A 22722-nucleotide genomic window follows, 5' to 3' on the forward strand; every position below is an offset into this window, starting at 1 on the left:
ACCCACGACGAGAGGCAGCACGGTGGACAAGGTCTATCCCTCCGTTTCTGAAGCGGTCGCCGACATCCAGGACGGATCGAGCATCGCCGTCGGAGGATTCGGTCTGGCCGGCATTCCCTGGATCCTGATCGATGCGCTGCTGGAGCAGGGCGCGAGCCGGCTGACGGTCGTCTCCAACAACTGCGGCGTCGACGGAGCCGGTCTGGGGCTGCTCCTCGAGGCGCGCCGGATCGAGCGGGTCATCGCCTCGTATGTCGGGGAGAACAAGGAGTTCGCGCGGCAGTATCTCGCGGGCGAGCTGCACGTCGAGCTCACGCCGCAGGGCACGCTCGCCGAGCGGCTGCGGGCGGGGGGAGCGGGCATCGGCGCGTTCTACACCCCTACCGGTGTCGGGACGCAGGTGGCCGAGGGCGGTCTGCCGACCAGGTATCACACCGACGGGTCCATCGCGAGGGCCTCCGAGCCCAAGGAGGTGCGCGACTTCCAGGGCCGCCCGATGGTGCTGGAGGAGTCGATCGTCACTGATGTCGCGCTGGTCCGTGCGGCGGTCGCCGACCGGCACGGCAACGTGGTCTTCCACGCCTCCGCCCGCAACTTCAACCCTGCCGCGGCGATGGCCGGGCGGCTGACGATCGTCGAGGCGGAGGAGGTCGTCGAGGCGGGGGAGATCCCCCCGGACGCGGTGCACCTCCCCGGAGTCTTCGTGCAGCGGATCGTCCAGCTGACCCCTGAGGAGGCGGCGCGCAAACGCATCGAGAAGCGGACCACACGGGTGACTTCCGACGACGAGACGAAGGAGGCCTGAGATGGCTCTGACCCATCAGGAGATGGCCGCGCGTGCGGCGCTGGAGCTCGAGGCCGGTCAGTATGTCAACCTGGGCATCGGCCTGCCCACGCTGATCCCGAACTACCTGCCCGAGGGCGTGGAGATCGTGATGCAGTCCGAGAACGGCATCCTCGGTGTCGGGCCGTATCCCCTTGACGAGGACGTGGACCCCGATCTGATCAACGCCGGCAAGGAGACCGTGACGGTCAATGCCGGCGCCTCGTTCTTCGACAGCCCGACCAGCTTCGCGATGATCCGTGGCGGGCACATCGACGTGGCGGTGCTCGGTGGCATGCAGGTCTCCACTGCAGGCGACCTGGCCAACTGGATGATTCCCGGCAAGATGGTCAAGGGCATGGGCGGGGCGATGGACCTGGTCCACGGCGCGAAGAAGGTCATCGTGCTGATGGACCACACGGTCAAGGACGGCTCCGCGAAGCTACTTGCCGAGTGCTCCCTGCCGCTGACCGGCAAGCGGGTGGTGCAGCGCATCATCACCGACCTCGCTGTGCTGGACGTCGCTGGCGACCACTTCGTGCTGGTCGAGTGCGCTCCCGGCGTGAGCGTGGAGGAGGTCAAGGCGGCGACCGACGCCCCGGTCCGGAGCTGATGGCGAGCCGCGACACACGCCGTCCAACCCGTCCCTGCAGCACCTGAGCGACACAGCAGCGCCCGTCGGTTCGAGCCGACGGGCGCTGTGGCGTTCGGTGCACCAGCAGGATCAGTGGTTGTTGGACTCCCGCTGCATGGTGTCCTTGGCCTGCTGACCTGAGGACTGGACGTCGTCCTTCGCCTGGGCTGCTGACTCCTTGACGTCCTCAGTGGCCGTCTGGCCCTCGGACTTGACGTGCTCGACGCCTTCCTGAGCCGTGTCCTTGACCTCCTCAGCCGCCTGCTGGGCGGGCTCCTTGAGGTGCTCGCCCATCTCCTGACCGACAGACTTGAGCTCCTCGCGACCCTGATCCATGAGGGGCTGCGCCTTGTCCTGGATCATCTCGGCGGCCTCACGCTCCTTCTCGGAGGCCGGCAGGAGCGAGCCGACCAGCCAGCCCGCGGCCAGCGCGATCCCTCCGACCGCGAGCGGGTTGCCCCGGGTCTTGCGCCGCGTCGCCTGCTGCACACCGTGCATGGACGAACCCACGTCGTCAGCGCTGGAGCTGACCGACTCCTTCGCGTCGTCGGCGGCGCCCATGACCTGGTCCTTCCAGTCGGAGGCCTTGCTGCGCATCTTTGCCTTCTGCCGCTCCGCCACGTTGCTCGGCGAGACGGTCTCGCCCAGCTCGTTGACGTTGTGCGACAGCTCGTGCCGCGTGGACTCGATCTCGCGGCGGATCTGCTCTGGGTCCTGGTGGGTGGTCATCGGGTCTCCTCGTGTCCTTTAAGCGCGTCAGGGATCTTCTTGGCGGTGCTGGTGGTCTTGGGCATGCCCTTGACCTCCTTGAGCTTGCTGCGGCCGACGGCAGCCAGTGCTGCGGCGATCACGGCCCAGATTGCGGCGACGATCAGCGCCGACCAGCTGTGGCCGATGGCTCCTCCGATCGCCCACCACAGGGCGATGGACAGGAACAGCAGGACGAAGTGTCCTGCGACACCGGCGCCGCCCAGCAGCCCGGCTCCCTTGCCGGCCCGCGTCGCCGAGTCACGCAGCTCGGCCTTGGCCAGCTCCGTCTCCTGCCGCACGAGCGTGGAGAGGTTCTGGCTGATGTCGGAAATGATGTCGCCCACGGACGACAGGGGCTGGCCCAGATCGGGGTCCGGGCCGCTGTCGGTGCCGAAGCCGGGCGCGGCGTGCGCGCCGGAGGGGCGGCCTCCCGGGTCAGGATGGACCTGCGTCATCGCGGGTCCTCACCGTGCACGTCGTCGGCTCCGAGGGCTGACGTGCCCGTCCCTGGGCGGGCGGCAGTGGCGGACCCTGGGCGGGCTGCAGTGCCGGGCCCTGGGCCAGCCGCCGTGCCAGGCCCGGAGGCCGGGAACGAAGCGGCGGTTCCGGCACCGATGCCGGACATGGGACCTGGGTCGACCGGTCCCGCGCCGACGGGCTGGGCCACGGTGGGTGACCCGCTGCCTGGCAAGCCACTCGTGCTCGCGGCTGAGGCGGCGTACGGCCCGGTCGTCGGCTGCGCGCTCGGCGCACGTGTCCCGACCGCCTGGCCCGTGCCCGCAGACTGGTCCTGGTCGCCGTCGTCGGCGGTCAGTCCCCGGGTCAGCCGACCCGCGAGCAGGCCGATGCCAGCCGCGACGGCGATGAAGGTGCCTGGCTTGCGCCGCGCGAACCCCTTGACCTCCTGGAGCACGTCTCCGGGCTCATGCTGCTCGAGCCAGTCCGCCAGGCCCTCGGTGCGCTGCGAGGCTTCGCGCACCAGACCGGTGGCCTGACCGGAGGACTCGTCGCTGCCCTCGGCCATCGAGCCGAACTCCTGGGACAGCGAACGCAGCCCCTCGGCGAGACGCTGCTGCTGGGAGCCCGCCTGACTGCCGAGCTCGGAACTGGTCTCGTGGAACAGGCTGCGCGCCTGCTCGCTCACCGTGGAGGCGACATTGCGCACCTCCTCCTGGGCGGTCTGAGCGACCTGCTGACCGGACTCTTTGGCGTCCTGGGCCACGTGCTTGCCGGACTCCTTGGCGTCCTGGGCCACGTGCTTTCCCGACTCTTTGGCGTCCTGGGCCATGTGCTTGCCGGCCGATGTGGCGTCCTTGCCGGACTCGCTCGTGCCCTCCGGGACCGGCTGGGTGCCATAGTGGCTCGGTCGTGGGTTCTCGCTGATGGTCATGGGTGCTCCTTGCATGGTCCACGACCGGGCGCTGTCTGGGGAGCAACCCAACGGCTGTTGCCGCTGGAGTCCCCCGCGTCGCGGTCGGTGGCCGAACACCGCCCCCGCACAACAACGTCAGGGCGGACACGGTGTTCGACACATGTCTTGCCCACTGGCTCGAGGCGTTCTCCACAATGCCAGCCAGAGGAAGCCCTGTCGCCCCGAACGTGAGGGTCCTGGTGACGCGTGCCACGGCATACCTGAGCCGAGGATGTCGTCGTGCAGGACGGGCGGGCTCAGTCAGCGGTGACCCGGGCCGTCGGCGTCAGCACCCGCCAGCGCTGCGTCTCTTCGTCCAGCCCGGCCAGACCCAGGGCGGCGAACCGCTCCAGCCACCCCTCCATCGGGAACCACCCCCAGCGGTCGTGGAAGCAGTTGGCGTTGCGGACGATCGACTCCAGGTGGTGCAGCGGCGGGTCAGGGGAGGGATGGTGCTGGTGGTATGCCGTGGCGCCCCCGACCCACAGCAGCTCACCACCGGCGGCGCCGATCCGTTGGCCGAAGTCGGTGTCCTCTCCGCCGTAGCCGACATACTCCTCACCGAAGCCCCCGAGCAGCCTCCAGTCGGTGTGGTCCAGCGCGAACGACAGGGACCAGAAGAGCCGGAGATCCTGCGCCACCCGCACCTCGTCCGGGTCCAGGACCGGGCGGGCGGGGTGCGGACGGGCCAGCGACGCGAGGTCGGGTCCGCGATATCGCCGGGGGTGGTCGACCGGTGGCAGGTAGCCGACCTCGCCGGCTGCCACCACCGGGCTCCGAGTCTGGCTACGGGTCTCCTGCCGGCTGGCACCGCCGGGGCGCAGCACCCCGGCGTAGCGTTCGAGCAGCGTCGGCGAGGGGATGCAGTCGACGTCGAGGAAGACCAGGACCTCTGCCCCCGCCTCGAGGGCAGTGCGCGCCCCGGCGTTGCGCGCCGCGGCCAGCGGCAGACCGCCGGTGGAGGACGGCACGGAGGTCACCCTGGTGTCCCAGCCGGCGTCCGCGTGCTCGCGCACGACATCACCGACCTGCGGGTCGTCCATCGCGACGGCGACGAAGACGGCCGGCGGGTGCTGCTGACGGCGCAGTCCCCACAGCTGCCCGGCGAGGTGTTCGTGGCGTTCGTGGACCACGGTGATGACGGCCGTGCGCGCGGTCACGCCACGACCTCGGAGGGCTCCGTCCCGGCCAGCGCCTCGAGGTGTCGGGCGGCCCGTCGGGCTCCGTCGCCAGTGGACCAGCGATCCCAGCGCGCCCCGCCGAGGGAGACGGCTCGCTCCAGCAGGGCCGGCCACCTCGATGCCTCGGGCCAGCCGGACAGCCCGACCGCGAGGCCCATCCGCTCCACCGCGGCTGCGGTCGCCGCCTGCTCCCCGAACGGGCGGGGCTGGGCGACGACGACGGCCGGACGCCGGGCCGCGGCCACCTCTGCAACGCTGTTCTGCCCAGCATGCGTGACGACGACGTCCGATTCGGTCAGGTCAGCCCACAGGTCCGCGGACGGCGCGGTGTGCGGGTCCCGCTCGGTCCACGTCCATCCCGGTGTGGCCGCCCGCGCCGCCGCCACCATGGAGGGCGCGACCGCGCGTCCTCCGCTGCCCCACAGCACCAGCACGCGACGCTGTCCGGACGCGGCTGGTGGCCGGGCCGGCACCGTCTGGCCGTCGAACCTCGAGATGCCTCCCACGCACCAGACCTTGTCCCGCCAGGCCTGCGGCCAGTCCGCGGTGTGCGCGTCGTCCGGCCACGGCGCTAGCAGTGCCGCGGCAGAGTCATAGGCCAGCCGGTGCGGTCCGTCCAGCCGGGTCCCCGGCAGGGCCACGACCACGGTCGGCACGCCGCAGAGCCGGGCCAGCAGCGCCACCTCGACCGACACGTCGACCACCAGCAGGGAGGGACGGTGCTCGGCGATCCACGAGCTGACGTGTGCCATCCGCTCGGCGAGACCCTGGTGGTGCGTGGGCGCCCAGTGCAGCATCCCGCCCGCGGTCACATCGTCCTCGTCGGAGGGCCTTGGGGTGTCGTCCCGGGCGAGCTCGGTCCAGGGGTGGGACCACCCCACGGGTGCCGGTCGTGAGCTGAGCCCCCACACGGGCTCACGCAGGCAGGCCGCGATCGACCGGGCGCGCGTCAGGTGACCAGCGCCCTGGTGGTGGGCGTAGTAGCCGATCATGCCGCGCGTTCCGGGATGGTGATCCCGGCGGCATAGGCGTCCAGGTAGGCATCGATCATCCGCTCGGCCGAACAGTGGCTCACGGCGTGCTCCCGGCAGGTGGCCCGGTCCAGGCTGGTCGCCTGCTCGACCTGCTGCGCCGCGGCCAGGACGTCGCCGCCCTCGACGAGCACACCGGACCCCGGGGTCACGAACTCCGGCAGTCCGCCCCGCCGATAGGCCAGGACCGGTGTGCCACAGGCGAGCGACTCCGCCGCGACCAGACCATAGGGTTCGTCCCAGGCCGGCGTGACCAGCGTCGCGGCGCTGCTCCCGACGAGCCGGACGAGGTCGGCCACACCCAGGTGGCCGGCATACTCCGCTCCCGGGCCGAGGAGCGGCCGCACGGCGCCCTCGAAGTAGGAGCGGTCCGGGGCCGGTCCGGCCAGCACGATCCGCCGACCACTGGCCGCAGCGATCTGCATCGCCTCGTGCGGTGCCTTCTCCGGCACGACACGGCCGAACCACACCAGGTCCTCCCCGCCGGGACCGGGCACCCACCGCTGCACGTCTACGCCGTTGAGGATCACGTCAGCCTCCGCCACGTGCCGCCACTGCGCGGCAGTGTGCTGGCTGACCGCGACGAACCTGGCCCTGCTCTGGTCCATCAGCCTGATGGCCGGCTCGAGCCACGGCGTGGGCGGCGTGTGCAACGTGGTGAGCATCGGCGCGGAGGCGGTGGCACCCAGCGCGATCGGCAGGTAGTGCAGGCTGTTGTTGTGGATGACGTCCACGTCGTCGCGGTGCTGCAGCTCGAGCATCACCTGCAGATAGGCGTGGTGCTCGGCCAGCCAACGCTCCGGGGGCATGTTGACATCCGCGCGCGCCGTGTCGGACAGCTCGAGCGGAGTGATCCGCAGCTCCCGGGCCTCCAGCATCGGGTCGCTGTCCGGGCCGGCAAACAGGGTCACCTCCACCCCGCGCTGACTCAGGCCGCGGGCGAGCTGCCAGGTGAGCGACTCCAGGCCGCCGGCGAACGGCTCGCGCAGCGGGTGGTTGGCGGAGGCGATGATGACTACGTGCACGCCCGGCTCCTGCTGAGGACCTGCTCATAGATCTCCTCGTGCGCACGGGCGAGGTCCTCCCGCTCGGCACGCCGCTGCGAGGGGTCGGCGCGCCAGCGCGGACGGTCGCGGTAGGCCGTCAGCACCGCCTCCTGCAGGGAGGCACGACGTGCTGCCGACGGGGCAGCGGCAAAGCTGAGGCAGGGCCGCTGCTCGGCATAGAAGCCGCAGTCCGGTGCGGCGACGGTGGTGCCGAGGTCGTAGCAGGCCTCCAGCCAGCCGGAGTGGGTGCCAAACACATAGGGCAGCACCGACAGGTCCAGGCTCTGCAGGTAGTCCCACAGCTCGTCGTCGGTGAAGTAGTCGTGCACGCTCAGCTCGACCCGTCCCTGGGACTCCAGCTCACGCAGGGGAGCGGCCAGCGAGGGGGTGTAGCGGTCATAGCTCGGGGTCATGATGTCGGTGTGGGCATCGACCCGCAGCCGTGCCCCTGGCATGCGGTCCAGCACCTCGACCACCGCCTCGATGTCGGCCAGAGGGTCCATGCTGGCGCGCAGGCTCTTGGCATGGATGCCGATGACGAAGTCGTCGTGCTCCGGACGCGGCCGGGACAGCGTCGGCTCCTCCACGACGTGCGGGTGCGGCAGGACCTGAGCCGTGCGGCCCCACTGGTGCTCGACCTGCGCAGCGGCTCCGGGGGTCAGCGTGATCAGGGCGTCGGCCGCCTCCACGAGCACGCCCTGCTGGGCCGCGTGCAGGTCAGCTTCGGCGTGGTGCGGGTTGCGCAGGTCGTGCACGGTCAGCACGAGGGGCTTGCCCTCGGCACGCAGCGCCGAGACGAGGTCAGCCAGGATCTCGGGGGAGGCGGCATCGAAACCGAAGTGGACGTGCATGAGGTCGAACTCCGCTGCGTGCTCGCGCACCCAGCCACTGTCGAGCATGCGCGGGGGCCACCACTGGGCAGCGGGCACATCAGCACCCGGACGCGGGTCCGGCAGTCGCTCGACAGCGTCACCAGCCTGGCTCGACAGGTGGTTGACGTAGACGTGTCCGGACGGCACGGAGGCAACGCGGATGGCCAACTCGAATCCTCTCGGTCAGGGCACGCTCCCCGTGTGGCGCGCCTTCTTCGGACGCTACGTCGGGTTGTCGAGACGCGCGAGCGGCAGCCACACCCCCTCGGTGCGGCGCCTGACCCAGAGGCGGGATCGCCCCTGTCACTCAGCTCATGACGACGATCGAGCGCCCCTGGATCTGGCCGGCGTCCAGCAGGTCATAGGCCTGCGGTGCCTCCTCGAGGGTGAACCGGCGGGTGACCGCGCGGCGCACGTCGAAGGCGCCCTCGTCGGCCAGACGGACCACCTCGGGCAGGTCGCGGCGGGTGCGCGCGCCGTAGGAGCCGGTGATGGTCAGCCCACGCCGGACCAGGCCGGTGATCGGGATGGCTGCCGTCGCGGCCCCCGCTGCGATGCCGACGACCACGAGCTGTCCGCCCTCGCGCAGCAGTGAGACGCCGAGTTCGACCGTCTCAGGCCGACCGATCACCTCCAGGACCAACTCGGCACCGGCACCGCCGGTCGCCTCGAGCACCGCCTCGCGGGCATCGACGGTCCGTGAGTTGACCGTGACCGTCGCGCCGAGGTCACGTGCCACCGCGAGCTTGGTGTCGTCGACGTCCACGGCGATGAGCGGCTCCGCACCGAGGTGCCGGGCGAACTGGATGATGCTGGAGCCGACGCCGCCGACCGCCACGACCGCGACCGACCGACCGGTCAGGTCACCGTCGGCGCGGGCGAGCGCGCCATAGGCGGTGAAAGCGGCGCAGCCGAGCACCGCGGACTCCTCCAGGGGCAACCCCTCGGGCAGGTGAGTCAGCCCGGTCACCGGCACCACGGCATACTCCGCCAGTCCGGCCATCGAATACATCGACAACCGTGACCCGTCCGCCCGGGTGAGCCGCGAGGTGCCGTCAAAGAGGTTGCCGCGCAACCGGTTCTGCTCGAAGAACGGCTCGCACATGTCGTCGCGACCGACCTCGCACTGCCGGCAGGCGCCGCACGGCATGATGAACGCGCCCACGACCCGGTCGCCCACCGCCAGGTCCTCGACGCCCTCGCCGAGCGCCTCGATGTGACCGGAGATCTCGTGCCCCAGCACCCCCGGCGCGGGAAAGGCGACCTCGCCCTTGATCACGTGCAGGTCGGTGTGGCAGACGCCCGTCGCCGCCACGCGCACGAGCGCCTCCCCGGCCTGCGGCGAGGGCACCGGCACCTCCTCGACCGTCATCGGAGTGCCTGGCCCGTCCCACACGACTGCTCTCATGGCCACATCGTGGCACGCAGGTGTGTCAGAGGTCCGTGTCATGGTGAGGCCATGCACCTGATGGACGGCCTCCCGCAGCTCAGCGCCACTGACCTGACCACGCACCTGGGGTGCGCTCATGCCACGACGCTGGACCTGCAGCTGGCGCGTGGGGAGCGCGAGCGGCCTGAGGATGGTGTTGATGAGCAGCTGCAGCTGATCTTCACCAAGGGCCTGCAGCACGAGCAGGGCTACCTCGCTGCCCTGCGTGATCGTGGGCTCGAGGTGGTCGAGATCGCCGGGCGCGGGTCGCACGCCGAGCGCGAGGTGGCCACCGTCGAGGCGATGTATGCCGGCGCGCAGGTGATCTACCAGGCCGCCTTCGCGGCGGGCTCGTGGGTCGGTGTGGCGGACTTCCTGCTGCGCGTGGACCGACCGAGCCAGCTGGGGGACTGGTCCTACGACATCGCCGACACCAAGCTGGCCCGGCACCTGCGCACGGCCGCGCTGCTGCAGATGGCCTCCTATGCCCGGCACGTCGAGCGGATCCAGGGGGTGGCTCCCGAGCAGCTGGTCGTGGTCACCGGGGACAGCAAGGAGCACCCGTGGCGGCTGATCGATGTCGAGTCCTATGCGCGACGCGCGCGTGAGCGCTTGGAGGTGGCCGTCGCGGAGGCCGCGCCGACCCAGTCGGTCAAGGTGGCGCACTGTGCCCGGTGCCGGTGGTTGCCCGTCTGCGAGGCCGAGTGGGAGGAGCGCGACGACCTGGTGCTGGTGGCCGGGCTGCGCGCGGACCAGCGCGAGCGACTCGCAGAGGTCGGGGTGACGACGATGAGCCAGCTCGCGGTGGCGACCGACGAGCAGCTGGCCGGGGCGCTCAACCGCACCGTCCGCGAGCGACTGCGCGGCCAGGCCGCGCTCCAGGTGCGGGAGCGGGAGACCGGCGAGCCGGCATACGAGCTCCTGCCGCTGCGCGAGGACGAGGGCCTGGAGCTGCTGCCCGAGCCGGACCCGGGCGATGTCTACCTCGACTTCGAGGGAGACCCGTTCGCCGACGACGGGGCGGGGCGCGAATACCTCGCCGGCATCTGGACCCGCGACGGGCAGTTCCTGGCCTGGTGGGCGCACGACCGCGACGAGGAGCGGGTGCTGACTGCTGGCCTGCTGACCTGGCTCGACGCCCGCTGGCAGCAGTTCCCCGGCATGCACATCTATCACTACGCGGCCTATGAGCAGACGGCGCTGAAGCGGATGGCCCAGCAGCACGCCACCGCAGAGACCGAGCTCGACATGCTGCTGCGCGGCGGCCGGTTCATCGACCTGTTTGCCGTGGTGAAGCAGTCCCTGCAGATCAGCAAGGCCAGTTATTCGATCAAGAAGCTCGAGGCGTTCTATTGGGAGCACACGCGCTCCGGCGAGGGCGATGAGGTCACCGACGCGCTGTCCTCGGTGATCGAGTACGAGCGGTGGCTCGCCGAGGGGCGTCAGGACCAGTCGATCCTGGACCGGTTGCGCGACTACAACCGTGAGGACGTGCGGTCCACGCACGCGCTGCACGAGTGGCTGGAGGAGCGTCGCCGTGAGGCGGAGGCCCAGAGCGGTCGACCGCTCGGACGGCTTGGCCACCAAGAGCGCGAGGCGAGCAATGACAGCGAGGCCATGGTCGTCGAGAACGAGGTCGTCGAGCGGCTGCTGGAGGCGGGGCACGAGCTGCTGGCCGGCTGCGTCGGGTTCCACCGGCGCGAGGCCAAGCAGAGCCACTGGGACTTCTTCCGGACCGAGGAGATGAGCGACGAGGATCTGATCGAGGACCGCGCCGCCACCCTGGGCGGCCTCGGGACCCCGCGGTGTGTGGGGGAGATCGCGAAGTCCTGGCTGTGGCGCTACGACTTCCCGCCGCAGGAGACCACGATTGAGGTGGGCGACAAGACGTGTGACGCGCGCACCCACACCCCCGTGGCGGGCGTCGTCGAGATCGATCCCGAGGCGGGGTTTGTCGTGGTGAAGCTGGGCAAGGCCAAGGAGCCTGCGACTCCGGCCGGGCTGGTGGTCAGCTCACATGTGCCCAGTGAGGCGCAACAGGCATCGCTGCTGCGCCTGGCCGAGACGACGCTGGCTGGCCGCGACACGATGGGCCTGGCGCTGCTGGAGGGCCGGGTGCCTGACGGCATGGAGCCGGTCGGCAGCGAGTCTGCCGGTGACGTCGTGCGCCGGGTCGGGGCGGCGCTGGACCGTCAGGTGCTGCCGGTGCAGGGACCTCCCGGCTCAGGCAAGAGCCACTCGGGCAAGCAATTGATCCGTGACCTGCTGGACGCGGGGCTGCGGGTGGGGGTCACCGCCAACTCGCACGCGGTCATCAAGCACCTGATGGGCGGCGTGGGTCGCCCGGGCATCCGCAAGGGCACACACAAGTCTGACTCGACGGAGCTGGTGCAGGTTGTAACCGACAACAAGGTGGTGGACAGGGCCATCGCAGACGGTGCGACGCTGATCGGTGGCACGGCGTGGCTGTGGGCACGCGAGGAGCTGGCCGACTCGGTCGACGTCCTGGTCGTCGACGAGGCCGGACAGTTTGCGCTCGCCAACGCTCTGGCGGTGGCTCAGGCCGCAATGCGGGGCATCGTGCTGCTCGGCGACCCGCAGCAGCTGCCGCAGGTTGTGCAGGGCACCCATCCATACGACGCCGGGAGGTCCACCCTGGAGCACCTGATCGGAGACCAGGACACGATCACGGCCGACCGCGGCATCTTCTTGGACCGCACCTACCGCATGCATCCAGAGATCACCCGATTCGTCTCGGACCTGTCCTATGCCTCCCGCCTGGAGTCAGTGGACGGCCTCGAGCGGCAACAGATCGATGCGCCAGGTGAGCTGACCGGCTCCGGGCTCCGGTGGGTCCCCGTGGAGCACGCCGGAAGCTCGTCAGAGTCCCCGGAAGAGGCCGAGGCCGTGGCCGGGCTCATCCAGGACCTGCTGGCCGGCACCTGGACCGACCGTGAGGGGCGGGTCGAGCCGATTGGTCTGGACGACGTCCTGGTGGTGACGCCCTACAACGCGCAGGTCAAGCTGCTGCGAGAGCGCCTGCCCGCGGGCGCGCGCGTGGGCACGGTGGACAAGTTCCAGGGGCAGCAGGCGCCGGTTGTGATCTTCTCGATGGCCAGCTCCAGCGCCCAGGACGCCCCACGCGGCGTCGGCTTCCTGCTGGACAGCCACCGGTTCAACGTGGCCGTCTCGCGCGCCAGGGCGCTCGCGGTCGTCGTGGGCAGTCCCACTCTGCTCAGCGCCCCGGTCAGCACACCCGAGCAGCTGCGGCTGGTCAACTCCTTGTGCCGGTTCGTCGACCTGGCGGATCTGGCGGCGAAGGAGTCCCGGGAGGCGGCGTGAGGTGCCCTGCCTGATCGCGGCGTGAGGTGCCCTGCCTGATCGCGGCGTGAGGTGCCCTGCCTGATCGTCAGAGCGAATCGGCCAGCGGGATGCCGTGCCGGAAGACGTTGGTCGGGTCGTAGTGCCGCTTCGCGGCGGCCAGCCGTGACCAGATGTCCGGAGTGAACGCCTGCGGCGCCGTCTGCACCCGCTCGTGGCCCTCGACAAAGTTCAGATAGCTGCTCAGCCCGGCCAGGTTCGGGGCAACCTGCTCCCAGGTCGCGCCGATGCGGCGCTCCACCTCCTCGCTCGCGCCGGGACCGGCGACGATCCCGACGAGCTCGAGGAGCCACGCGCCGTCCCTGGCCGCGAAACTGACCGACGGGTTGTCGCGGCTGATCGCGCCACCGGCCTGCCGGGCCTCGGCCAGGAGCATCGGAGACGGACCGTCACCACCGAGCACCGCCGCGATCATGGCCTCCAGCACCGTGCTGTCCAGCCGCGCCAACCAGCGACCGCTGGCGGCCGCAGGGATCGGATCGACCGGATCCATCGAGATCTCTCCGGCCCGGGCGAACGGCATCGTCGCCCAGGTGTCCATGAGCGGTTGACGCCACTGCCGCCACTCGTCGACGAGGCTGACCCCGGCCTCCTGACCCGCACCAGACAACCCGACACCAGACAACCCGGCACCAGGCAACCCGGCATAGCACCCGCGCACGATGGCAAACGTCTTGCCCCGCAACGGCTCTGGAACCATGTCAAACGGTGGGAAGGCCATCAGGGTGAAGGCGCTCGTGAGCTCTGTGGGCGCCCCGCTCGACCACTCGAGATAGCGCTCGAACACCTCCCGGGCCGCCTCCACCGGATAGAAGAGATTGCCGGCATAGACCTCCGAGACCGGCGCGAGGGCGACGGTCATCTCCGTCACGACACCGAGTGTTCCGCCGGCGCTCCCGCAGAGGGCCCAGAACAACTCAGGCTCCGCCGAGGGTGAGGTGGTGATGACCTGACCGTCCGCCAGGACCACCCGCAGCGACTGGACGGCGTCGACGCAGAGGCCGTGCTGGCGCGCGAGCCAGCCGAACCCGCCGCCGAGGCTGTAGCCGACCGCGCCGACGTGGGGTGCCGACCCGAGCAGGGGCGCCAGCCCGTGCTCCTGCGCTTGGGCGAGCACCGGCTGCCAGATGGCCCCGCCGCCGAGCGTGGCCGTGCGCGCCTGGGCGTCGATGTGCACCTGGTCGAGGTCGGTGGTGCTGATCAGCACGCTCTGCCTGTCGGCCGGGATGGTGACGCCGTGGCCGGTGCTCTGCACGGCCACCGCCAGGTCGTGGGCAGCTGCGTAGCGCACGGTCTGCACGACGTCGGACTCCGAGGCGACGCGGACGACGACAGCCGGCTGGTGGGTCCAGGCGAGGTTCCAGCCCTGGCACGTCTCGGCATACAACTCGTCGCCGGGCACGAGCACGGCGCCCTGGCAGGTCGCGGCGAGCTCACGCACTCCGCCAATGGTCTCTTCGATCGTCACGGTGATCTCCTCTGGTTGGTCTGCTCAGGACGCATCCGCGAGAGGGCCTTGCTGGTGCATCTAGGGGTGGTGTCATCTTCCTCCTCCGTGGCCCGCAGGACCACCCCCTATTTGGCGGAAAGGACTGTCGGGAGGCTGGGTCAGCCGAAGGCGATGCGCTGGTCGCCGAGCTGACCGGAGGCCTTGAGCCGGGTGGTGTCGGCCCGGGCCATGTTGGCGCCCTCGACGGGCGCGCTGACCGACAGGACATACCACTGCGTGCCGAAGTGCAGCGTGGCGCCGTCAGCCCCGAACGACATGCGCTCGAGCAGACCCGGCCCCGCGCCGGCAGAGAGCGGGACCCCCACCTCCATCGTGTGCGTCTCACCCGGGCCCAGCTCGAGTGCCACCAGGTGCTCATAGGAGCTGGAGAAGCGACGTCCGTCGGGTCGGCTGGGGCGGTCCTTGTCCCGCATGCCAGGTGCCATCTTGTTGTCGCCCTCGTCCTTGAGGGTGAAGCTCAGCGACCGGATGCTGCGTGGCTCGGACTCGTGGCCGACGATGGTGACGCGGGTCGGGATGGTCTGGTCGCCCCAGTCGAACGACTTCGGTGCCTCCAGCTCGACCTTGATCCCACCCGTGTCGAATGCCTTCTTGATCTTGTCGAAGAACCCCATTGACCTTGACTCTCTCTCGGTGACCGAGGGTGGCAGGCACCGCCGTCGGTGCGTGCTGGAGCCCTCGTGAGCCAGGAGCCTAGGGGCGGTGAGGACGGGCGGGAATCGGTCTGCGGGATGACTTCGGGCCGCCGCAGGTCGGTGCTGGACTGTCCCGAAGTCGGGTCTCACCGGAGGTGACCGGGACGCCAGGTGGTGGCGCGCGGCTCGGCCCTAGCGGGATGGATAGCACAAGATGTGCCTATGACTGCTGCCACACGCACGACTGAGCAGACACGGCATACGCCCGTGCCGTCCCTGGGCCCCGACGACGCCGCCCGCAGGGCAAACCTGCGCCGGATGCGGCTGATGGCGAGTGGCCTGCTGGTGCTGGCGGCCATCGTCTTCGTGCTGACCCATGGGCGCGACGGCGCCTGGGGCTATGTCAATGCCGCGTCGGAGGCGGCGATGGTCGGCGCGGTGGCCGACTGGTTCGCGGTGACCGCCCTCTTCCGGCACCCTCTGGGGATCCCCGTGCCGCACACCGCGATCATCCCTCGACGCAAGGAGATGCTCGCGCGCAGCCTGGAGCACTTCGTGGCCGAGAACTTCCTGACCGAGCCGACCATCCGCGAGAAGGTGCTCGACGCCGAGGTCACCGCCCGGCTGGGGGAGTGGCTCAGCGATCCCGTCAACGCCGAACGAGTCATCCAGGAGGCCTCGCCGCTGGCCGCTCGCGCGCTGGAGCGGGTCGGTGGCGCGGACCTGCAGGCGTTCGTCGAGCAGACCCTGTTGCCGCGGGTGCGCCGTGAGCCGCTGAGCCCGCTCGCTGGGCACCTGCTCGAGGCGGTCGTGGAGGACCGGGCGCACCAGGGGCTGATGGACATCGGCTTCCGCGAGCTGCACTCGTGGCTCGTGGCCCACCCGTCGGAGGTCAACCGCATCATCGGGGCGCGGGCGCCGTGGTGGTCCCCGACCTGGGTGGACGACATGGTCGTCGGGAGGATCTATCAGGAGCTCGTGGCGTGGGCCAAGGAGGTCGACGACAACAAGGGGCACCGGGTCCGGCAGGCGCTCGACTCCTATCTGGCCGACCTGGCCCAGGACATGCAGCACGACCCGGACACGATGGCCAACGCCGAGCGGCTCAAGGAGCGCATCCTCGAGCACCCGCAGGTCGGCCCGAGCGTCGTCGCCGTCTGGGACGCGGTCAAGATCGTGCTCCTCGAGCAGCTGGGCGACCCCCACGGGCAGCTGCGCACCCGACTTGCCGAGGAGCTGGGCGACCTGGCTGGGCGGATGATCCACGACGACACGATGCGGGCCCGCCTGGATGCCTGGGGCGCCGACGCTGCGGCACTGCTCATCTCTCGGTATGGCGCCGAGCTCACCTCGGTCATCTCCCACACCATCGACCGTTGGGACGGGCGCGACGCCGCCGACCGGATCGAGCTGCACGTGGGCCGGGACCTGCAGTTCATCCGGATCAACGGCACCGTGGTCGGGGGCCTGGTGGGACTGTTGATCCACACGGTGTCGCAACTGCTCTGAGGGGCCGGGGTCGGGGCTCGCTCCCACCTGAACGAGGTCCAGGGTCGTCGCCGAGCATCTGGGTTGTGGACAACTTCTGCGCGCAAGTGACCGCAGTTGCCACCATTTGTCCATGAGTGACAACAAGAGATTCGATCTGACAGCGCGGGCGCAGATGCGTCCGCTGCACGACCCCGAGGTGGCCAACGCCGCCCTCGAGGCCTTCCTGGACGAGGAGGACCTGGTCAACGGCGGCCTGGCCTTCCTCTTCTGTGACCGGGAGGGCCACCTGATGCAGCCGATCCTGGTCTCGGACGTCCCGGACCCGGCCGGCCCTGAGGAACGCTGGGCCGCCATGCGCTGGGCGATCGCCCTGTGCGAGATGGTCGGCGACGAGCATGCGGGGCCACTCGCGCTGGTGCTGGCCATCGTGCGCGAGGCAGGGCCGGTCTGTGACGCCGACCGGGAGTGGCACCAGGTCGCGATCGACGCGTGTGCCGAGGCTGAGGTGCCGCTGATCGGGGTCCACGTGGCGACTCTCGCGGAAGCCGTCGCCCTGCCGACGGCCGCACCCCGGCCGGCTGGAGACTTCGCACCACCGGGGTCGGCGGAGTCTGCCGCGTGACCCACCGGCCGCCGGGTGCGGGCGTATCATCACCCCATGAGCACCCGGCACAGCGGTGTGCAGGCGGTGGCGGTCCTCGCCACCGTCCTGGCTCTCGCGGCGTGCGGCTCTGCGGTGGACGAGGAGCCGTCGGTCAGTGTTGGGCCGACGGCGCCGACCGAGAGTGACGACGATCCCACCGGGTCTGCTGAGCCCGCCGAGACCGGCGCCGAGACAACCGGTCCCGCGGCCACCGGCGCGGACCCCACCACCACGGGCGCGGACCCCACCACCACCTCAGGCGAGGGAGCGACGACTGGGGGCGTGACGACTGGGGATGTGACGACTGGGGGCGCGACGACTGGGGGCGCGACGACCGAGGACGTGACGACGCAGGACGGGCCGGCGGGGGAGGCAGGTGCCACCGATGAGCCGTCCGGGCTGCCGGAGTTCGAGGCGGCAGACGCCGTCGTGCGGCAGGACCCCGGAGGTGAGGCTGCCCAGCTCGTCATCGACGAGGTGCGACTCGGGCTGCAGGACGACTTTGACCGCGTGGTGCTCGACCTCTCCGGCACGGGAGAGGCCGGGTGGCTCGTGCAGTATGCCGAGGCACCGGCCATGGACGGCAGCGGCTTCCCGGTGGACCTGGCGGGGGACCATGTCCTGCAGGTCGTCGCGCAGGGGATGGCCTATCCGGAGCCGGGCGACACGGCATACGACCCGGGGTTGTTGCTGGTCGACGGCGGCGATCTCCTCCAGGTGACCGAGGTCCTGCGGGGAGCGCCTTTCGAGGGTCAGGTCCAGGTCCTCATCGGCACCCAGGAGCAGGCGCCGTTCCGGGTCTTCCGGCTGGCCGGTCCCGAGCGTCTGGTCATCGACCTCCAGCACTGACGTCATCTGGCACTGACGTCAAATGAAACTGACGTTATCCGGCACTGACTTCATCCTTTGGGCCGACGACAGCGCGGCCCGGTGCGTCCTAGCGTCGTGGGCAGGTGAGGCAGCAGGGGACTCGCCACCACTCAGGACCCGATCCCTGCCACGTGCAGAGGAGACACCATGTCCGAGCGCTACGTCATCACAGCCCGTGACCCGGGAGCCACAGCCGAAGCCGATCTGCCCGACGACGTGCGCGTCGTGGCCGCCCTGGACCGGGGGCAGCTGGTCGACGCCGAGCCGCAGAGCGTCCAGGAGCTGGAGGCGCGCGGCTTCCGGGTCAAGCACCTCCGCGACCCGCACCTGATCCGGTTCTTCTCCTACGAGATCGATGCGGAGCGTGGCACCACTCCCCAGACGCCCCCCGAGTTCCAAGACCAGACCGAGTCGGAGGGGGTGAACCACCTGGTCCTGCTGGCTGGACCGGTCCAGGAGTCCTGGCTCGCGACCCTGGCCGAGCGTGGAGTTCGACTCGTGGAGCCCGTCTCGCCGTTCGCCTACTTCGTGCGGGCGGAGGCGGGAACGGTCGCGGGTCTGTCGGCGCTGCCTTTCGTCGAGTGGACGGGTCCGCTCGAGCCGGCCTACAAGGTCAATCCGGTCCTGCTCGGTCTCGAGGACGAGGCCCCGGGGGTGGGCCCCATCGAGGCCCTGGACGTCGGGGTCCTGGCCGACGGCGACATCGCCGCCGTGACCGCCTTGATCGAGACGGCGGGCGGCACCGTCGAGCAGGTGGGACCGGAGACCTCGGACGCCTATGTCAGCATCCGCGCACAGCTGCCCCGTGAGGCGCTGGCGGCGGTGGCCGCACACCCGGACGTGCGCTGGGTCGACGCCATCCACACGCCGCAGCTCGAGGACGAGCGCGGCGCCCAGATCGTGTTCGAGGACCTCGACGGCGCCGCCGCCCCCAACACCGCGCCCAACGTGGGCTATGCGGCAAACCTGACGGCGCTCGGCGCGGACGGCGCAGGGGTCACCATCGCCATCTGCGACACCGGGGTCAGCACCAACGACCCGGCCACGGTGCACGATGACCTGGCCGGCCGGCTGGCCTTTGCCGTCACCGGCAACGGCGGGACGCCCTCAGGCGGCGACACCAACGGTCACGGCACCCACGTCGCCGGCATCGCCGCCGGCGACGGCGGCTCTGGCGACACCGACCCGCAGGGTTTCCTCCTCGGCATGGGCGTGGCCACCGGAGCCATGGTGGGCAGCGTCGTCGCCAACTCCGGGTGGCAACAGCTGGTGGCCACCTCGGCCCAACAGGGCGCGCAGGTCATGAACAACTCGCTGTCCATGAACGGGCCCACCTACACCGCCGACGACCGCAGAATCGACCTCGGCGTGCGGGACGCCGACCCGGCCGCTGCGGGCATCACTCCGCTGGTCATCGTCTTCTCCGCCGGCAACAGCGGACCAGGCGCGACGACCGTGACGAAGTCGACCAAGAACGCCATGCTGGTGGGCAACGCGCTGAACGCCCGACCCGGTGAGGGCGATCCTGCAGACGACATCCGCGGCCTGCGCACCTCGTCGTCACGTGGAGCTGCGGCCGACGGCCGCACGCTGCCACACGTGACCGCTCCCGGGACCGACATCATCTCGGCCCGCAGCGCCGCGAGCGCACGGGTGGCCTACGAGGACACCGCGGGCACCACGCACGCCGACCACACCAGCATGACCGGCACCTCGATGGCCGCCCCGCACGTCGCGGGCGCATCGGCAGTGCTGATCGACTGGTGGCGCCAGAGCCGTGGGGGAGCGACCCCCAGCCCGGCGCTGCTCAAGGCACTGCTCGTGGCGAGCACCGAGCCTGTGGCCGGCGGCACGGACGGCAATGGTGGCACGATCGCCGCAGGGCCGACCAACGATGCGGGCTGGGGGCGCATCTCCCTGGAGAACGCCCTGCTGCAGGCACCGGCCAGCGACCGCGGCCCCAAGATCTTCGTCGACCAGCGCCAGGCGTTCACCGCGACGGGTCAGGAATACCGCATCCGGGTCGCCGCCGCCGACCCGGCACGTCCGCTGCGCGTGACTCTCACCTGGACCGATGCAGCCGGAGCCGTCGGCGCGAGCCCCGCACTGGTCAACGACCTTGACCTGGAGGTGCAGCAGGTCGGGGGCAGCCTCTTCCGGGGCAACGTCTTCACGGGTGCCTGGTCGAACACCGGCGGGACGGCCGACTCGCTCAACAACACCGAGGGCGTCGCCATCCAGAACCCCGCCGGGGTCTATGAGATCTCCGTCGTGGCAGCCAACGTCAGCGCCTCCGCCCGCACCGACATCGCCACCCCGTGGCAGGACTTCGCGCTGGTCATCGACAACGCCGAGGTGCCCGCCGCCGATCCGGTCAGCGTGGTGACCGTCCTCGACCGGTCAGGGTCGATGCAGACCCTCGGCTATGTCGATGTCACGCGCCAGACCTCCCGCCAGTTCATCGACCTCCTCTCGGTCGACGACTCGGTGGGCGTGGTCAGCTTCGGGGACACGGGCCGCGAGGAGTTCCCCGGGACAGGCACTCCACAGGCGATCACGGGACAGCCGACGCGCGATGACGCGATCGCCTCCGTGGACGCGATCGGCTTTGGCGGCTGCACCTTTATGGGCGCCGGCATCGAGCGGGGAGGCGCGATGCTCGGTGCGGCGGGCAGCCGTCGCGCCCTCGTGCTGCTCTCCGATGGATATGACAACAAGGGCTGCGACCCCGGCAACGCGGCCAAGCCGAGCGCGCTCGACGCGGCAGCGGCCCTCCCCGCGAGCCTGCCGATCTATTCGTGCGCGATGGGGCCGGCCTCGGACCAGGTCCTGCTCGCCCAGCTCGCCGAGAACACGGACGGGCGCTACTACTTCATGCCCACCATCGACGACCTCTTCGAGATCTACAACTACATCCGCGGGCAGGTGACCGGTGACGGGATCATCGTCAACGAGTCGTCGGTCGCCTCGCGCTCCGAGGTGTCCGGCTGGGTCGACGGCTGCGCGGCATCGGTGCTCTTCACGGTCGCGTGGCACGACCAGGGGTTGCACTACGTGTCGCGTGAGGCCAGGAAGAACCACGAGATCTCGGTGCGTCTGCGCACGCCGGGCGGGCGCTGGCTGTCGTTCTCCTCAGCGGAGTTCGCCCGCACCGTCGGTGCCGGCTATGTCAGCTTCGCGCTGCAGGAGCCCGAGGCCGGCCAGTGGACCGTGGAGGTCTCGACCCGCCGACGCCAGCACACGGCATACACCGTCGGTGGGTTTGTCCGCAGCCCGCTGCGCCTCGAGGTGGACGCACCGCACTTCGTCGGTGTCGGCCAGCCGATCGGTGTGCGGGCGGTCGTGCGGGACGGCAAGGAGCCACTGTCGGGCGTCAAGGTGCGCACCACGGTGACCCCGCCGCCGCCCTACAAGGTCCTGCTCGACAAGTTCGCCAGGCAGCTGCGCGCGGTGCGCCTGCCTGACGTCGTCGACGGCAGACCCCACCGGCTGCGTGACGACCTGACGCGGCTCTCACTGCTGCGCGACGAGCTCCTGGCCAAGAAGGGCGAGGACATCCTTGCCTCGTCCCAGGTGTCTGTGCCGATGGACGCATCGGGTCGACTCGGGGCGCGCGAACTGGTGGGTCCGCTCGACCCGCGGGCTCGGATCACGTTCCCGGGTGACGACCTGAGGGCGTTCAACCGAAACGTGCACCACGTGGTGGCGGCACCGGGGCTCTCGACCGGCCCGCTGGTCGTCACGCCGGCGGTCGGCCCGCGGCTGCGCGATCTCGGGTGGCTGCTGGACCCCCGGGTGGTGGCCCGCCCGCGCCTCGACGGTGGCTCGACCGGGCGCTTCGGGGACACGAAGCAGTCCGGCAGCTACACGGTGCAGGTCACCGCGGCCGGCTTCAGCCCGGCGTGCGGCACCCGCTTTGTCCGCAAGGACCTGGTGAGCGTGGTCGTCGGCAAGCGCGGCTGACCGCTGGCGCGCATCGGCAGGGTGAAGGAAATTCGCTGACGAGGCGTGGCGTCTTGACAGGGCCGAAGATCCTGTGATTGGGTGTGGCCACCCATCCAGAGCGGCCGAGAGATCTGGCTCGTTGACGCCGCAGCAACCATCCTTGTGAGAGGACAGGTGCTCACGCCAGGATCGATGGAGGAACCGTGCACCAGCACACGACCGAGCACCACCCGCACCTGCGCCGGGCAGTCGACCTGATGCGCCGGGCGGTCAGCGCCTGTTGATCCCAGCGCTGTCCGCCGCCCTGCTTCACCACGCCGTCTCCCGCTGAGCCGCGCCGACCGCCGGCCCGGCTGACCGCGCCAGGGCACCACGCCGTCGGCACCACGCCGTCGGCACCACGCCGTCCGGCCGAACTGCCTGCGCCGTGGGGCCGAACTGCCCCGCGCCACCCCCCGCATTCTCGCGGCGCGCCCCATGGGCCGTGCCTGCTTAGCCTGCCGACGACCGCCGTCGGTGACAGGAGAACCTGATGTCCGCCATACCTCTCACCCGGGTCCGTCCGGACCCGACCACGACCGATCTGCGAGCCGCCTTCGGGCGGGCCGCCTCCAGCGCCTGGGTGATCACCGGCTCCGGTGAGCGAGGGCCGGTCGGCTTCACCGCGATCTCGATCGTCTCGGTGTCCCTCGCCCCGCCGCTGGTGTCCTTCAACATCTCCAAGAGCTCTTCCTCGCTCGTCACGATTGCGCACACCGGTCGTGCGGCGCTGCACCTGCTCGGGGAGGACCAGCTGCCGCTGGCCGAGCGCTTCGCCCACGACCGGGCCAAGCGCTTCGTCGACGACGACGTCTGGCACTTCGACGACCACGGGCTGCCCGCGATCCGGGGCGTCGCCAGCCGGCTGGTCACCCGCATCCACGACCTCGTCGACGCCGGTGACAGCTTCGTCGCGATCGCCCGCGTCGAGCACGCCACGACCTCCACCCGGCGGCCCCTGGTGCACCACGCCGGGAGCTATGCCGCGCTCAGCCCGCAGACCCCACTGACTGCCCCGAACGGAGCCTGAC

At 70.7% G+C, this 22722-nt stretch carries 18 protein-coding genes and 1 riboswitch; of the genes, 8 read left to right on the forward strand and 10 right to left on the reverse strand.

Annotation, left to right across the window (positions count from 1 at the left end):
* The first annotated feature begins 22 nt into the window (after window positions 1-22).
* Together NF557_RS05695 and NF557_RS05700 are read left to right on the forward strand one after the other, a co-directional pair.
* Window positions 23-805: a CoA transferase subunit A gene (locus tag NF557_RS05695; protein ID WP_252622510.1), complete on the forward strand. Its 783-nt coding sequence runs from the start codon at window positions 23-25 to the stop codon at window positions 803-805.
* Between the two features lies 1 nt (window position 806).
* The gene (locus NF557_RS05700) at window positions 807-1436 is read left to right on the forward strand and encodes a 3-oxoacid CoA-transferase subunit B (RefSeq protein WP_252622511.1); all 630 of its coding nucleotides are present in this window, start codon (window positions 807-809) and stop codon (window positions 1434-1436) included.
* Window positions 1437-1547: 111 nt separating this feature from the next.
* On the opposite strand, the gene NF557_RS05705 is transcribed toward NF557_RS05700, so the two are convergent.
* The 8 genes from NF557_RS05705 to NF557_RS05740 all read right to left on the reverse strand — a co-directional run bounded on the left by NF557_RS05705 (window position 1548) and on the right by NF557_RS05740 (window position 9156).
* Window positions 1548-2186, reverse strand: a complete 639-nt coding sequence (locus NF557_RS05705) for a DUF3618 domain-containing protein (protein ID WP_252622513.1) — start codon at window positions 2184-2186, stop codon at window positions 1548-1550.
* Window positions 2183-2662 (reverse strand): phage holin family protein, encoded by a 480-nt coding sequence (locus NF557_RS05710; RefSeq protein ID WP_252622515.1) that lies wholly within the window; start codon window positions 2660-2662, stop codon window positions 2183-2185. Before NF557_RS05710 ends, NF557_RS05705 begins: the two co-directional genes overlap by 4 nt.
* Window positions 2659-3597 (reverse strand): TrbL/VirB6 family protein, encoded by a 939-nt coding sequence (locus tag NF557_RS05715; RefSeq protein ID WP_252622517.1) that lies wholly within the window; start codon window positions 3595-3597, stop codon window positions 2659-2661. Before NF557_RS05715 ends, NF557_RS05710 begins: the two co-directional genes overlap by 4 nt.
* Before the next feature lie 278 nt (window positions 3598-3875).
* Complete coding sequence (locus NF557_RS05720; protein WP_252622519.1) at window positions 3876-4778, reverse strand: glycosyltransferase family 2 protein; 903 nt, start codon at window positions 4776-4778, stop codon at window positions 3876-3878.
* On the reverse strand, window positions 4775-5791 hold the full coding sequence (locus tag NF557_RS05725; protein WP_252622521.1) for a glycosyltransferase: 1017 nt from the start codon (window positions 5789-5791) through the stop codon (window positions 4775-4777). Before NF557_RS05725 ends, NF557_RS05720 begins: the two co-directional genes overlap by 4 nt.
* Window positions 5788-6855: a glycosyltransferase gene (locus NF557_RS05730; protein WP_252622523.1), complete on the reverse strand. Its 1068-nt coding sequence runs from the start codon at window positions 6853-6855 to the stop codon at window positions 5788-5790. The genes NF557_RS05725 and NF557_RS05730 overlap by 4 nt, the downstream gene beginning before the upstream one ends.
* Entirely contained in the window at window positions 6846-7916 is a 1071-nt protein-coding gene (locus NF557_RS05735; protein WP_252622525.1) for a glycosyltransferase family protein, read from the reverse strand. The genes NF557_RS05730 and NF557_RS05735 overlap by 10 nt, the downstream gene beginning before the upstream one ends.
* 139 nt (window positions 7917-8055) lie before the next feature.
* Entirely contained in the window at window positions 8056-9156 is a 1101-nt protein-coding gene (locus tag NF557_RS05740; RefSeq protein ID WP_252622527.1) for a zinc-binding dehydrogenase, read from the reverse strand.
* 51 nt (window positions 9157-9207) lie between these two features.
* On the opposite strand from NF557_RS05740, the gene NF557_RS05745 reads away from it, so the two are divergent.
* A complete protein-coding gene (locus NF557_RS05745; protein ID WP_252622529.1) occupies window positions 9208-12519 on the forward strand; it encodes a TM0106 family RecB-like putative nuclease in 3312 nt (1103 codons plus the stop codon).
* A 67-nt stretch (window positions 12520-12586) separates the two neighbouring features.
* Here the strand turns inward: NF557_RS05745 and NF557_RS05750 are convergent, their stop codons facing one another.
* Together NF557_RS05750 and NF557_RS05755 are read right to left on the reverse strand one after the other, a co-directional pair.
* Window positions 12587-14026, reverse strand: a complete 1440-nt coding sequence (locus NF557_RS05750; RefSeq protein WP_252622531.1) for an FAD-binding oxidoreductase — start codon at window positions 14024-14026, stop codon at window positions 12587-12589.
* A gap of 140 nt (window positions 14027-14166) precedes the next feature.
* Entirely contained in the window at window positions 14167-14682 is a 516-nt protein-coding gene (locus tag NF557_RS05755) for a hypothetical protein (RefSeq protein WP_252622533.1), read from the reverse strand.
* 243 nt (window positions 14683-14925) lie between these two features.
* Here NF557_RS05755 and NF557_RS05760 point away from each other — a divergent pair, with 243 nt between their 5' ends.
* The 5 genes from NF557_RS05760 (at window position 14926) to NF557_RS05780 (ending at window position 22721) form a co-directional block, all read left to right on the forward strand.
* Complete coding sequence (locus NF557_RS05760) at window positions 14926-16212, forward strand: DUF445 domain-containing protein (RefSeq protein WP_252622535.1); 1287 nt, start codon at window positions 14926-14928, stop codon at window positions 16210-16212.
* Window positions 16213-16324: 112 nt separating this feature from the next.
* The gene (locus tag NF557_RS05765) at window positions 16325-16816 is read left to right on the forward strand and encodes a hypothetical protein (protein ID WP_252622537.1); all 492 of its coding nucleotides are present in this window, start codon (window positions 16325-16327) and stop codon (window positions 16814-16816) included.
* A gap of 36 nt (window positions 16817-16852) precedes the next feature.
* Entirely contained in the window at window positions 16853-17686 is an 834-nt protein-coding gene (locus NF557_RS05770; RefSeq protein ID WP_252622539.1) for an AMIN domain-containing protein, read from the forward strand.
* A gap of 168 nt (window positions 17687-17854) precedes the next feature.
* On the forward strand, window positions 17855-21670 hold the full coding sequence (locus NF557_RS05775) for a S8 family serine peptidase (RefSeq protein ID WP_252622541.1): 3816 nt from the start codon (window positions 17855-17857) through the stop codon (window positions 21668-21670).
* A gap of 88 nt (window positions 21671-21758) precedes the next feature.
* Window positions 21759-21851: riboswitch (SAM riboswitch) on the forward strand.
* Between the two features lie 333 nt (window positions 21852-22184).
* Entirely contained in the window at window positions 22185-22721 is a 537-nt protein-coding gene (locus tag NF557_RS05780) for a flavin reductase family protein (protein WP_252622543.1), read from the forward strand.
* The last annotated feature ends 1 nt before the right edge of the window (window position 22722 follow it).

Origin of the sequence: Ornithinimicrobium cryptoxanthini, assembly GCF_023923205.1 — a bacterium.
GTDB classification, from domain to species: domain Bacteria; phylum Actinomycetota; class Actinomycetes; order Actinomycetales; family Dermatophilaceae; genus Ornithinicoccus; species Ornithinicoccus cryptoxanthini.